Genomic DNA, 13,339 nt, shown 5'->3' on the forward strand with positions numbered 1-13,339 from the left:
ATCTTAGAACGGGCTCGGCACAAATGGTTTAAACCTGATTTTTGTTAAAGGAATCAACTGTCAGGCAATTAACTGTTTTTGGAGCCAATAATCCCGCTGGCGCTCAGAGCCAAATTGAAAATAGTGATAGCCAAACCGCTCGAATCCCGCTTTTTTGTAAAATGTCAACGCCCGCTCGTTCTGTTCCCACACCCCAAGCCACACAGCCGCGTAGCCTTGCTCGGCTGCCCAGTCAAGACAATGTTGCATCAGAAACCGGCCTTGCCCCTGCCCTACTTGACTCTTTAACAGATAGATACGCTGAATCTCAATGGCGTTTCGTTCCCTCATCCGGCGGGGCGGGGCATGCCGACGCAGTTTAGCGTACCCAATGGCAGCCCCATCGGCCGACTCCAGCAAGAAAAACGTGGAACGCGAATCAGTAAGCTCAGCCTCTATAATACGTTCAGTAATGGCCGATTGGATGTATTCGTCAACAAGCTCAGCCGGGTTGTGGGGAGGCCCAAACGCTTCGCGGAGTGTAGTTGTGGCCAGGTCGGTCAGCAAAGTTGCGTCCGCTACCGTAGCAAATCGAATGGTCAAGGATGATGTAAGTTGAAGTTATCCCATTTGAATAACGAATATACGCCGAAATTCGCCTGCATTTTTAAGAACGCCCTGATTAACTCTCTTAAATAAAGATGCTTATTAACCGTTGGTGGTTGCAGGCCAGCATGAAAATAGAACCGGAGCCATCGCCCCTGTATTCTTACGCGTCACAGCATTCTTTTCAAGTTCAGCAAAAGGTAAGGGCAGATTTATTGAATTCTGATTTACAGGCACAAACTGCCGGGGATCTGTAGTTAATTTTGGGGTTTACAAAACGCCTTCAAGGTACGTGCCTGACGGGTAACAATTCATTTCACTTAACTAATCAATGAAGCCGTTAACCTTTTACCTGATTCTTCTTTTTTCGTTAATGACTACCTGGGTGAGTGCTCAGCAGAAAAATAACTGGATATCTCTGTTTGAGGGAAAATCCACTGAAGCCTTGCGAGGGTATCAAATGAGTTCGTTTCCCGCCCAGTCCTGGCATATTGAAGATGGTGCCCTGGTCGCGCAAACAGGCGCGCCAAATATCGACCTGGTGACGAAAGAGAACTTCAAAAATTTTGAACTGAACTTGGACTGGAAAATATCCAAAGCAGGCAATAGTGGCGTTTTTTATTACATTGATGAAGCCGCTAACAAAGTGGTCGATAACGGAAACAGTCCAAATTGGCTCGACAATTTTGAAATGCAGCTATTGGACGACGTTGACTTCAACGACAAAGCACCGATTCGCTCGGCGGGTTCGCTGTATGACCTGATCGCTCCCACGAATAAGGTCTTAAAACCCGTGGGCGAGTATAATCAGTCGCGGCTTATTGTCAACGCCAACCATGTTGAGCACTGGTTAAACGGCGTAAAAGTGGTTGACTATGAAATTGGCTCCCCTGCACTCAGCCAATTAATCAGTAAGAGTAAATACAAGGATAACCCCCGGTTTGCTAAATCGACCAATGGCGTGCTTATGTTTCAGCATCATGGCCAGAAGGTTTGGCTAAAAAATATCAAAGTCAGACGCCTGGACTAAAAATTGCGTTCTTTAAGAAACTGTTTGAGCGAGCGATGTTGAACGAAGTTTGAAACTTTGCTCTCGTGTTATTTAATCCTGGACCGGATAATACCCCGACCTAGTCAGTAGACTACCGCACCGGCCGAACCAGGCAGGGGCCGGGTGGCCTGCTGCATTCATCATTTATAATTCATCATTAGTTACTGTGTTATCCTTACGTTATCCACTGGTGCTGGCCTCGGGGTCGCCCCGTCGAAAGCAACTCATGACCGACGCCGGTTTCACCTTTACCATCGAGACCCGCCCCACCGACGAAGCATTTCCTGATACCATGCCCGTCGATGAGGTAGCCGAATACCTCGCCCACCAGAAAGCCGAACAATTTCAGGCGGATACAGACGAGAAAATTGTGCTCTGCGCTGATACAGTGGTCATTCTGAACAACCAGATTTTGAATAAACCACAGGACGAAGCGGATGCCCGGCGCATGTTACGCACTTTATCGGGTAATACACATCGGGTGCGGACGGGCGTAGCCATCTTGTCGCCTGATGGGCTCGAATCGTTCACGGATGAAACCACGGTCTATTTTGCCTCATTGACGGAAGAAGAAATTACGTACTACATACAGGCTTGCCAGCCCTTCGATAAGGCGGGGTCTTATGGCGCACAGGATTTTATTGGCCTGGTAGGCATCGAACGGCTCGAAGGTTCCTTTTATACCGTAATGGGCTTGCCTACGCACCGGGTGTATCAGGCGTTGAAGTCGTATGAAAGTCGCTCATAAACGTGTATGTTTACTGCCCATTTTCATTAAGCGTATGCAGACACTTTATCAACTACTGTTTCTTTGTTGCTACCTATCTGGAGCTATTTACGGCCAAACGGGTACGTTACCTATTGTTACAACTCAACCCGCTTTTCCGACGGCTGATGCCGAAGTAACCTTAATTTTTGACCTGGCTCAGTCAAAAGATAGTCGGGTAAAAGGCCTGCTGGGTAAAACGGACGATGTATATCTGTGGTCAGGGGCGGGCTCGACGGCAACCGGTAACGCCTTCGAATTTCAACCCGCTGGTCAAACTAATTTTAACGCCCCGTATGCATCGGGTAAAATGACATCGCTCGGCAATGATAAGTGGCAGATTAAACTCGTTCCCCGTACGTATTTCAATGTTCCAGCGCCAACGCCGATCCGGCGTTTGGGGGTGCTGCTGAAGAGTGGCGACGGCAAGGCTCAGACCGAAGACTTGTTCGTGACAATCTACGACAATCGGCTGAATCTGGTTCGTCTGAAGCCCACCCAGCGCTCCTTCTTCATCAAAGTCAACGAATCAATTCCTATTCAGGCGGTTTCATCGGCTTCGACTACCAATTTTCGGCTGCTGGTTGACGAGCAGCTCGTGCTAGATTCAACCATCGTGACCACTGCCGGGCCCGATACATTAAACTATGCTGTTTCAGCTAACGGACCAGCCGGAACCCAACGCAGGGTTATTCTGCAAGCAAAGGCAGGGCAGGAAACGGTAGCCGACACGTTTTTTTACAGCATTGCTCCTACGCCAACCATTGCCGAGCTGCCAACCGGTTTGAGAGATGGCATCAACTACACGGCCGCCACACGCGGAGATGTTGGTCGGGTTACGTTGGTGTTATACGCCCCTAAAAAGCAATTTGTCCATCTGCTGGGCGAGTTCAATAATTGGACCATTGACCCGGCGTATCTGATGAAACGCACACCCGATGGCAATCGCTACTGGCTGGAGTTATCGGGTTTATCTACCGCCGAAACCGCTTTTCAGTATTTGGTCGATGGTACTATTGCAGTGGCTGATCCGTACGCGGATAAAATCCTGGATCGTAATAACGACAAATTTATTTCGGCCACTACGTATCCGAGACTGAAGGCCTTTCCCGAAAAAGCGCAGGGCAATACAGTATCTGTTTTTCAGCCCGGTCAGGTTCCGTTTGTGTTTCAGACCGCAAGCTTTCAGCGCCCGGCCGTCAATACGATGGTGGTGTATGAGCTACTCGTTCGTGACTTCGTCCAGAATCGCAGTTATCAAACCCTAACCGACAGCCTCGCCTACCTCAAGCGGCTCGGCATCAATACCATTGAGCTGATGCCGGTCACCGAGTTTTCGGGCAACGATTCGTGGGGCTATAACCCGATTTTCTATTTTGCCCCCGACAAAGCGTACGGCACCAAAGATGCTTTGAAGCGCTTTATCGACGCAGCCCATAAACAAGGCATAGCCGTGGTAATGGACATGGTCCTGAATCAGGCCGATTACGAGTTTCCGTACGTGAAGATGTACTGGGCGGGCGATCGTCCCTCAGCCGACAATCCGTATTTCAACCAGCAGGCCACGCATCCATTCAGCGTCTTCTTCGATTTCAACCACGAAAGCCCCGACACTAAAGCGTTTGTGGATCGGGTCTGCAAATACTGGTTGCAGGAGTATAAAGTGGATGGGTTCCGCTTCGATCTGTCCAAAGGGTTTACGCAGAAGAACACGGGTAACGATGTTGCCGCCTGGAGCGCATACGACGCCAGCCGGGTGGCCATCTGGAAACGCATTTACGACCAGATCCGCACCGTTGACCCAACAGCCTACGTTATCCTGGAGCATTTTGCCGACAATCAGGAGGAAAAAGAACTAGCCGATTATGGCATGTTGCTCTGGGGCAATCACAACGGCGATTTCCGGGGAGCTACTCGGAATGCCCAAGGTGACTTTTCGGGTTTATCGTATCAGAAGCGCAATTTTCAGCAGCCAAACCTGATTGGTTATGCCGAAAGCCACGACGAAGAACGGCTTGTGTATGACCTGCGCACAAACGGCGTAACCGAAGGAAGTTACAATGTCAAGTCGTTACCAACCGCTCTCGACCGCGCCAAGCTGGCTGCCGCTTTCCTGCTGACAACGCCCGGTCCGAAAATGATCTGGCAATTCGGTGAGTTGGGTTACGATCTTTCCATCAATACCTGCTCGGATGGAACAACCATAACAAACGATTGCCGTACAGCCGCCAAACCGGTTCGCTGGGAGTATTACCAGGATGCACAACGCCAGAAGCTATACAAAGTATATAGTGAACTGATCAAGCTTAAAACAACCGTGCCTGCTTTTGCCAGCACTGATTTTACAACCGACTTTGCTAACCCCGTCAAACGGCTGACATTACGGAGTTCATCGGGCACCGTGTTTCTCATTGGCAATTTTGATGTACGTCCTCAGACCGTCAATCTGGGTGCTCCATCCGCCGGAAAATGGTATGATTACTTCTCGGGACAAGAGCTGACGGTGGCCGATAATAACCAACCGATTATACTCGAACCCGGCGCTTTTCATCTGTTCACAACCAGCCAGCTTCCTAAACCAGAAGCGGGTCTGATTCCGGTTGCGGCTTTACCCAACCTGGTTACGGCCGTTGATGACCCCATCCATGGTCAGCTTAGCGTTTCGCCGAATCCGGTTGATCACCAGACCCTGGTCGATGTGAACAGTAGTTATCGGGGGGTAGTTGAGTTTACAGTACGCGATGCGACCGGGCGCGCTGTCCGAGTAGTACGTGCTCAGAAGACCGCAAACCAGCTAAAGCAAACACTTGATTTGCAATCAGTATCGCCCGGCATTTACTTTCTTCGGATACAGCAGGGCGACTGGCAGCAGACATTAAAAGTAGTAAAACGGTAGCATCTGGTCGGCGGGTATGCTGAGTTAACAAAAACCGATAAGCACAAATCCATGATTCGGCTCGGCCTTTTTCTGGCGTGTTGGCTCACCGCAGCACTTACCTGGGCACAGATCCGGGTGGAGGTGGTGAAATACCCCGCGCTCTCGCCGACCGGATCGGGTTTGTTCATGGCCGGCGATTTTAACAACTGGAATCCCGGCGACCCTCGTTTTTCGCTGAAACGCCAACCCAACGGCTGGTACACCATTACGCTACCCGATACGCTACGTCGGTTTGAATACAAGTTTACGCAGGGGAACTGGACCTTAACGGAGGGCGATGCACAAGGCGAGGGCATCGCCAACCGGTTGTTTGACCAAAGTACCGCCGACAGTCCTTCGCTCATTCGCGTGGAAATAGCGGGTTGGGAGCAGAAACCAGCCTATAAGTTTGTGCTGACCGATGTTCCCGCCAATACACCGCATGACGCCAGTCTATACATCACTGGCACGTTTAACAAATGGAACCCCGGCGATCCTCGCTACAAATTACAACGGCAAGTCGACGGTACGTATCGAATCACGGTTCATTCCGACGCTCCGGTGATGGAATACAAGTTTACCCGCGGCAACTGGGATTCGGTCGAAGGTCGCGAGAGCGGGAAGTCTCGCCCAAACCGTGTTATAACCCGGCTGGAAGCGGGTAATCAGGACATCGACATTACGATACAGAGTTGGGAAGATCTGACCAGCACGTTCCAGTTCTACTCGTTGTATGACCTGCTCATGCTGTTCTCGTGCTTTCAGGGGTTGCTGTTATTAATTGCCATTCCGAGCATTCAGAACTACAACCGCATTGCCAATCGCTGGCTGGTAGCGCTTTTAGGCATTGCATCGCTGTTCGTTCTGCTCAAAGTTGTCAGTAGCTACCGCGATGTCGCTCAGGTATATACCAAGCTGCTGTTGGTTCCTGATTTTATCTGGTTTCTGTACGCACCTCTCTTTTATTTCTACGTTCGGCGGCTGCTGTTCGACACCGGCTTACCGGCTCGTAGCTGGGTGTATCACTTCATTCCGATTGTTATTCAGTTCTTTGTGTATTTGCCTTACTTTCTGATGGAGAGTAAGATTTTCCAGCTCAAGATTGTCAACCAAGACCCCACGCTGCGGGCGGTTTTTCTGGTAACGGGTTTCTTAGCTTTGATTTTTAATGCAACGTACTGGTTCATTTGTCGCCGGACGATCAGGGCCTATAAAACGCATTACCGAACGAGCATTTCCTACGAGCAGAATTTACAATACTTAAACACAGTCTTGCTCATTCAGGCCGTATGCCTGGTCTTGTGGACGTTCCTGTTTGGGCTGATGCTGGCCAGCCGATTCATTACGTTTGATGTGCATGTGCTGGCCGGGCAAAATGTCGATATGATCTGGCTGGCGTTCTCAACGATTACCTACTTCCTGGGCTACGTGGCGGTTCACCAGCCGGAAATCTTTAAGTTACCACAGCCGCAACTGGCGAATAACCCATCAGGAGGCTTTTTCGAGGAAGTTGTTCCTCCTCTGCCCGAATCACCCGTTACAGCCCAGTTAGCTCCGGTGACTTCTGCTTTATCTGCCAACTCGGATAACCGGCCAACCCCAGTTAAATCAGCCCCGGTGGTTAATCTTGCGCAGCTGCAGCGTAGTGTGGAGGTGTATATGGACGAGCATAAACCGTACACCAATCCAAACCTGACAATTCATGAATTGGCCAGTGGTGTAAAGCTGCCCCCGCACGTGTTGTCGAAAGTCATCAACGATGGCTTTGGCAAGAACTTCTTTGATTTTGTCAACCAATACCGCGTCGAAGAACTCAAACGACGGATGGATGATCCGAAGTCAAAAAGTTATACGCTCCTGAGTCTGGCTTTCGAAGTCGGCTTCAATTCTAAAACCGCCTTCAATCGAGCCTTTAAAAAGCTGACCAATCAGACGCCTAAAGAGTATTTTAACATGGTTAGTGACGAACATCCGCTCTAAACGTACCACTTTCGTAAGTAGGCACGTACAGACGCCATAGTTAGTACTTTGACTTACAGCCATTTATAAAATTTATCTTCAAAATAAAAAGGCTTCGTAAAGTGGGGCGACAGGACAGAAGTATAATGGTACTTTTGTCAGAATTATTTGACTGTATAGAACATACGAGTCAAAAAAACCTGAACAAACCATTATAACTCAGTCTCATGATGAAACTCTTTCCTGAAAGGTTTCGCCGAGGTAATGCGTCTGCCCTGCGGGTACGACTGACATTACTCACGCTTCTCACACTCTTCGGCAATTTATCCGTAATGGCCCAGGGCCAGACCTTAACCGGTCTCGTTAAAGAAGTTGACGGTACGCCACTCCCCGGCGTAACGGTACAGATTAAAGGCACCAACCGGGGTACCCAAACCAACGCTGATGGTGTTTATCAGCTGACAAATGTAGAGCCGAATGCTACGCTGGTATTTAGCTTTATTGGCAAAACTCCACAAGAAGCCGTTGCCAACGGTCGCTCCACGATTGATGTTGTGCTGGCCGACGATTCTAAATCATTGACCGAAGTTGTCGTGGTTGGTTACGGTACGCAACGCCGGAAAGACCTAACCGGCTCTATTGCCGCTATTTCGTCCGAAGAATTCCAGAAAGGGAACGTCGTCACGCCCGAGCAACTGATTGCGGGTAAGCTATCTGGCGTACAAATTACGCCCCCCAGCGGCCAGCCGGGCGGTGGCAGTACAATTCGCATTCGGGGTGGCTCGTCGCTCAACGCCAGTAACGATCCGCTCGTGGTTATCGATGGGTTACCGGTTGATAACAGTGGTATTTCGGGCGCATCGAACCCATTGAGCTTAATCAACCCGCAGGACATTGAAACCTTTACGGTGTTAAAAGACGCATCGGCGGCCGCTATTTACGGCGCTCGTGCTGCGAACGGAGTTATTCTGATTACGACCAAGCGCGGCCAGCAGGGCGATCAGCTACGGATCAACGCCAGCGTGCTGGGATCAGTATCGGTGAACTCGAAACTGGTACCGGTTTTGTCGGCAGATCAGTTCACTACATTTGTAAATACGTATGGTACTGCTGCTCAAAAAGCTTTGCTGGGTCCCGCGAATACGAACTGGCAGAAAGAGATTTACCACCCGGCGTTCAGCGTTGATGCGAACGTAAGCGCATCGGGCACGTACCGCAAAATGCCGTATCGGGTGTCACTTGGCTATCTCGATCAGAACGGGGTGCTAAAAACCTCGAACTTTCAGCGGGTGTCGGCAGCGGTATCGGCAACGCCCCGTTTCTTTCAGGACCATCTCAAAGTGGATATTAACCTGAAAGGGTCGATCATCAACAATACGTTTGCTGATCAGGGAGCCATCGGTTCAGCCATCGCCTTCGACCCGACCCAGCCGGTTTATAGTGGACAGGAACGGGCCTTTGGTGGCTATTTCGAATGGCTCGACGGTAACAATCCGAATACCTCAGCTCCGCGCAACCCAGTTGGTCTATTGAACCAGCGCTCTGACAAAACCACGGTAAATCGTAGCATTGGCAACGTAGCGTTCGACTACAAGTTTCACTTCTTGCCGGAGTTGCGGGCGAACCTAAACCTGGGCTATGACATCTCGTCGTCAAGCGGTCTGAATTTCGTACCGGCAAGCGCAGCTTCGCTGTTTAATCAGGGCGGACAGAACAACGAAAGTTCGCAGAGCCGCACCAACAAAACGCTGGAATTCTATCTGAACTACGCCAAGGACTTGAAGGCCATCCGGAGCCGGGTAGACGTAACGGGCGGTTATTCGTACCAGGATTTTATCCGCGACAACCCAAGCTACCCAACCCGCCGGGCTGACAATACAGAGTTTGCACCAGCCGGTACGCCCTTCAAAACACAGTACACGCTGCTGGCTTTCTTCGGCCGGGCGAACTATACGTTCAACGAAAAATACACGCTGACCGCTACCCTGCGCCGGGATGCAACCTCGCGCTTTAGCCCCGAAAATCGTTGGGGCTGGTTTCCATCGGCTGGTCTGGCCTGGAGCTTAAAAGACGAACCTTTCCTGAAGGGCGTAACGGCGCTGTCGGCGCTTAAACTGCGGGTTGGGTATGGCGTAACGGGTCAGCAGGATTTTGGCGCAGTATTGAGCGACTATCCGTACTTGCCGCGGTACACCCTGAGCGACCCAACGGCTCAGTACCAGTTTGGCAATGCCTATTACCGGACCTTGCGGGCTGAAGGCTACGACGCCAATATTAAGTGGGAAGAAACGCAGGCTATCAACGCGGCTGTCGATTATGCGTTCTTCGACGGACGTATCTCGGGTAGCATTGACGTTTATCAGAAGAAAACCAAAGATCTGTTGAGCGTCATTCCCGTAGCGGCTGGCTCAAACCTGACCAACCAGTTGCTAACCAACGTGGGTAACCTGGAAAACAAGGGTATCGAGTTTACTCTGAATACCAACCCAATCCGCCGGGAAGGGCTGAATCTGGACGTTAATTTCAACATCACGTACAACGAGAACAAAATCACGAATCTGACGAAGGTTCCGACGCCGAACGATCCCGGCATTTTGACGGGTGATAATATATCGGGCGGAACGGGCAACAAAGTTCAGATTCATACGGTGGGCTTCCCAACCAACGCCTTTTACGTCTACAGGCAGGTGTACGACGAGTCGGGCAAACCCATTGAAGGCGTCTATCAGGACCTGAATGGCGACGGTAAGTTTACCATCGAAGATCGGTACCGGTATAAGTCGCCAAACCCGAAGTTGTTCCTGGGCTTTACGTCGCAACTCACTTACGGAAGATTCAGCGCGGGTTTTGTGTTACGGGGCAATGTAGGCAACTACGTGTATAACAATGTTCGGTCGAGCACCGGCACCCGAACCGGCCTTTTGAACGTACAGGGCGCGCCTTACCTACGAAACGGCTCAACCGAAGTGCTTACGTCTGGCTTCGTTGGGGGTAGTGATCAGTATCTTTCTGACTACTACCTGGAAAACGCTTCGTTTCTGCGGATGGACAACGTCAACGTAGGTTACGATTTCGGCCGGGTCTTCGGCAAGTCGTCTTCGCTGCGGGCCACGGCTAACGTGCAGAACGCCTTTGTGATTACGAAATATCAAGGTCTTGATCCGGAGATTTCGGGCGGTATTGACAACAATTTCTACCCCCGTCCGCGTATTTTCTCACTGGGCCTGAACGCAAACTTCTAACCAACTCGTCAAACCGAATCATTCGTTGACTATTCGATCATCATACGCCATGAATCGTATTCTAAAAACAATAACCAAAGTCGGTATGCTGGCCGCGGTGCTGGCTACAGCCACGTGGTCCTGCGTACAGGATTTGGACCGGCAACCGATTTACGACGTAACGTCCGTATCCGTCTATAAAGACCCGGCCAACTATAAACCTGTGCTGGCCAAGCTCTACGGTATGCTTTCCCTGACGGGTCAGCAGGGGCCGTCGGGCAAACCCGACCTGGGCATCATCGACGAGGGAGCGTCGAGTTACCTGCGACAATACTGGATGGCCCAGGAGCTACCCACCGACGAGGCCGTTATTGGCTGGAACGATGGCTCGATCAAGGACTATCATAACATGAACTGGACCTCGGGCAATGAATTTGTTCGGGCTATGTATGATCGAATTTTCGTACTGGTAACGTCCTGCAACGAATTCATTCGGGAGACGTCGGATGCTAAGCTGGCCGAACGGGGCATTTCGGGCCAGGCAGCGGCCGATGCCAAAGCGTACCGTGCCGAAGCCCGGTTTCTGCGGGCACTGGCTTACTCACACGCGCTCGATTTGTTTGGCGGTAACGTACCGTTCGTAACCGAAGCTGATGCAGTAGGAGCTTTTCTGCCTAAGCAGACCAATAAGCAGGACCTGTTCGCGTACATCGAATCGGAGCTGAAGGCCATTGAGACGGATTTAGCTGCCCCACGGGCGGGCGAATACGGGCGGGCCGACAAGGCGGCTGCCTGGACCTTACTGGCTAAAGTGTATTTGAACGCTCAGGTATATACGGGCACAGCTCGTTGGAATGACGTTGTAACATACACCAACAAAGTCATTGCCGCGAACGCTTACACGCTGGAGCCAAACTACCAAAACCTGTTCCTGGCGGACAACAACAATTCGCGGGAAATCATCTTTCCCATCACGTTCGACGGGACCCGGACGAAAACCTACGGCGGCACTACGTTCCTGGTTCACGCACCGGTGGGCGGCAAGATGAATAAAGATGACTTCGGCATTAACGGCGGCTGGGCTGGACTTCGTACCACAAAAGCGTTCGTGAGCCAGTATGAAGATCCATCGGGCAAAACCGACAAGCGGGCGATGTTCTTCACCGATGGACAGAACCTAGACATTAACGACATCGCCACGTTTACCGAAGGTTATGCCATTACCAAGTACAAAAACGTGACCTCGGCGGGCGTGAAAGGCTCCGACCAGGCGGGCGATTTCGTCGACACCGACTTCCCCATGTTTCGTTTGGCGGACGTGTACCTGATGTATGCGGAAGCCGTTGTTCGGGGTGGTACCGGTGGCGATCAAACGACGGCCCTCGGTTACGTAAATCAGATCCGGCAACGCGCTGGGGCTGCCAACGTAACCGCGCTTACGCCCGACTTCATTCTGTCGGAGCGGGCGCGTGAACTGTACTGGGAAGCGAACCGCCGGACGGACCTGATTCGCTATGGCCGATTCACCACCGCCACGTACCTGTGGCCGTGGAAAGGTGGCGTGAAAGACGGTCGTGCCGTTGAAGATTTTCGTAATATCTACCCCATTCCAGCCTCTGACCGCATCGCGAACCCAACGCTAACGCAGAACCCAGGTTATTAATCATATCGGTTTCATAAGCCGTGGGTTTGAACCCACGGTTTATGAAACACATAACAAGACAACATCAATGAAATCAATTTTTCAGAATTTCTTGCTGGCAGGTCTGGCGCTGGCCGTGTTTACCGCCTGCGAAAAAGATGAGGACCGGCTGGTACTTCGTCAGCAAGCACCGGCTACGCTGACATCAACGGCTCAGAGCGTTACGCTGACCAGCGCCGATGCGGCCAAACCCGCTTTAACCCTAACCTGGACACCCCCAAACTACGGGTATAGCAATGCAGCCGTTGCATATGCCTTACAAGTGATTCGCAAGGGTGCTGCGGATACCATTATGATTGACAACGGAACCAGTCTGAGCAAGTCGTTCACGGTAGGCGAACTGAATGCGCTGATGCTGCGAGCGGGAGTTCAGCCGGGAACACAGGGCCAGGTTGACATTAGCGTTAAGTCGACGGTGGTAACCAACACAAGCCCGGCCCGGACAAACTTCGCACCGGCCTACTCGAACAGCACGACCATCACGGGTACACCGTTTTCAACAGCGCCCACTTATCCGACTGCCCTGTACGTTCCCGGCGCTTATCAAGGTTGGTCGCCGGACAAGGCGTCCAGTTTGACATTGGTGAACAGTGATGGTTCCTACGAAGGCTATATCTATTTCGCAGCCGCTTCGGAGTTTAAACTAACCTCTGCGCCAAACTGGGACAATACGAACTATGGCACGGGCGGTGTCGGCAAGTTATCGACTACCGGAGGTAACCTAAGCATTGACAGCCCTGGCTATTACCTGATGCGGGTCGATCTCGGCAAGCAAACCTGGACCGCTACAAAAACGCAGTGGGGCATTGTTGGTGCGGCAACGCCCAAAGGTTGGGACGCCAGTACGCCCATGACGTACGACGCTACCTCGAACACCTGGAAGGTAACGCTCGATCTCAAAGCCGACGACTTTAAGTTCCGGGCCAACGATGCCTGGGACATCAACTTCGGCGATACAAAAGCGGATGGTATACTCGATGCAGGTGGCGACAACATTAAAGTGCCAGCTGCGGGCAAGTACCTCGTAACGCTGGACCTGAGCAAAGCCGGTAAGTACACCTACACGCTGACGAAGCAATAACAGACGTTCCGTTTATCACAATCTGCACAGTGAGGAAGCGAGTTTCTCTTTCGCTGT

The 13,339-nt window shown here is 51.4% G+C and carries 8 protein-coding genes; 7 read left to right on the forward strand and 1 reads right to left on the reverse strand.

The features are described 5' to 3' along the window. Positions 1-60 precede the first annotated feature (60 nt). A complete protein-coding gene (locus ACFSUS_RS27980; RefSeq protein ID WP_381528246.1) occupies positions 61-582 on the reverse strand; it encodes a GNAT family N-acetyltransferase in 522 nt (173 codons plus the stop codon). A 334-nt stretch (positions 583-916) separates the two neighbouring features. Between ACFSUS_RS27980 and ACFSUS_RS27985 the strand changes: the two genes are divergently transcribed. From ACFSUS_RS27985 to ACFSUS_RS28015, 7 genes are all read left to right on the forward strand, one after another. After that, complete coding sequence (locus tag ACFSUS_RS27985; protein WP_381528249.1) at positions 917-1,615, forward strand: 3-keto-disaccharide hydrolase; 699 nt, start codon at positions 917-919, stop codon at positions 1,613-1,615. 187 nt (positions 1,616-1,802) lie between these two features. Continuing rightward, positions 1,803-2,384 carry a Maf family protein gene (locus tag ACFSUS_RS27990; RefSeq protein ID WP_381528251.1) on the forward strand — a complete coding sequence of 194 codons (582 nt, stop codon included), beginning with the start codon at positions 1,803-1,805 and terminating at the stop codon, positions 2,382-2,384. A 34-nt stretch (positions 2,385-2,418) separates the two neighbouring features. Next, a complete protein-coding gene (locus ACFSUS_RS27995; RefSeq protein ID WP_381528253.1) occupies positions 2,419-5,298 on the forward strand; it encodes an alpha-amylase family glycosyl hydrolase in 2,880 nt (959 codons plus the stop codon). Positions 5,299-5,349: 51 nt separating this feature from the next. Next, on the forward strand, positions 5,350-7,299 hold the full coding sequence (locus ACFSUS_RS28000) for a helix-turn-helix domain-containing protein (protein WP_381528254.1): 1,950 nt from the start codon (positions 5,350-5,352) through the stop codon (positions 7,297-7,299). Positions 7,300-7,505: 206 nt separating this feature from the next. After that, positions 7,506-10,520 carry a SusC/RagA family TonB-linked outer membrane protein gene (locus ACFSUS_RS28005; protein ID WP_381528256.1) on the forward strand — a complete coding sequence of 1,005 codons (3,015 nt, stop codon included), beginning with the start codon at positions 7,506-7,508 and terminating at the stop codon, positions 10,518-10,520. 49 nt (positions 10,521-10,569) lie between these two features. Next, positions 10,570-12,162 (forward strand): RagB/SusD family nutrient uptake outer membrane protein, encoded by a 1,593-nt coding sequence (locus ACFSUS_RS28010; protein WP_381528258.1) that lies wholly within the window; start codon positions 10,570-10,572, stop codon positions 12,160-12,162. A 67-nt stretch (positions 12,163-12,229) separates the two neighbouring features. Next, the gene (locus tag ACFSUS_RS28015) at positions 12,230-13,282 is read left to right on the forward strand and encodes a SusE domain-containing protein (protein WP_381528263.1); all 1,053 of its coding nucleotides are present in this window, start codon (positions 12,230-12,232) and stop codon (positions 13,280-13,282) included. Positions 13,283-13,339 lie beyond the last annotated feature (57 nt).

It is taken from the genome of Spirosoma soli, assembly GCF_042684525.1.
In the GTDB taxonomy this organism is placed as follows: domain Bacteria; phylum Bacteroidota; class Bacteroidia; order Cytophagales; family Spirosomataceae; genus Spirosoma; species Spirosoma soli.

Excerpts from the sequence above, each read along its gene's own strand:
- ACFSUS_RS28010 (WP_381528258.1), top strand. The coding sequence starts at position 10,570 with ATGAATCGTATTCTAAAAACAATAACCAAAGTCGGTATGCTGGCCGCG.
- ACFSUS_RS27985 (WP_381528249.1), top strand. The coding sequence starts at position 917 with ATGAAGCCGTTAACCTTTTACCTGATTCTTCTTTTTTCGTTAATGACT.
- ACFSUS_RS27995 (WP_381528253.1), top strand. The coding sequence starts at position 2,419 with ATGCAGACACTTTATCAACTACTGTTTCTTTGTTGCTACCTATCTGGA.
- ACFSUS_RS28000 (WP_381528254.1), top strand. The coding sequence starts at position 5,350 with ATGATTCGGCTCGGCCTTTTTCTGGCGTGTTGGCTCACCGCAGCACTT.
- ACFSUS_RS28005 (WP_381528256.1), top strand. The coding sequence starts at position 7,506 with ATGATGAAACTCTTTCCTGAAAGGTTTCGCCGAGGTAATGCGTCTGCC.
- ACFSUS_RS28015 (WP_381528263.1), top strand. The coding sequence starts at position 12,230 with ATGAAATCAATTTTTCAGAATTTCTTGCTGGCAGGTCTGGCGCTGGCC.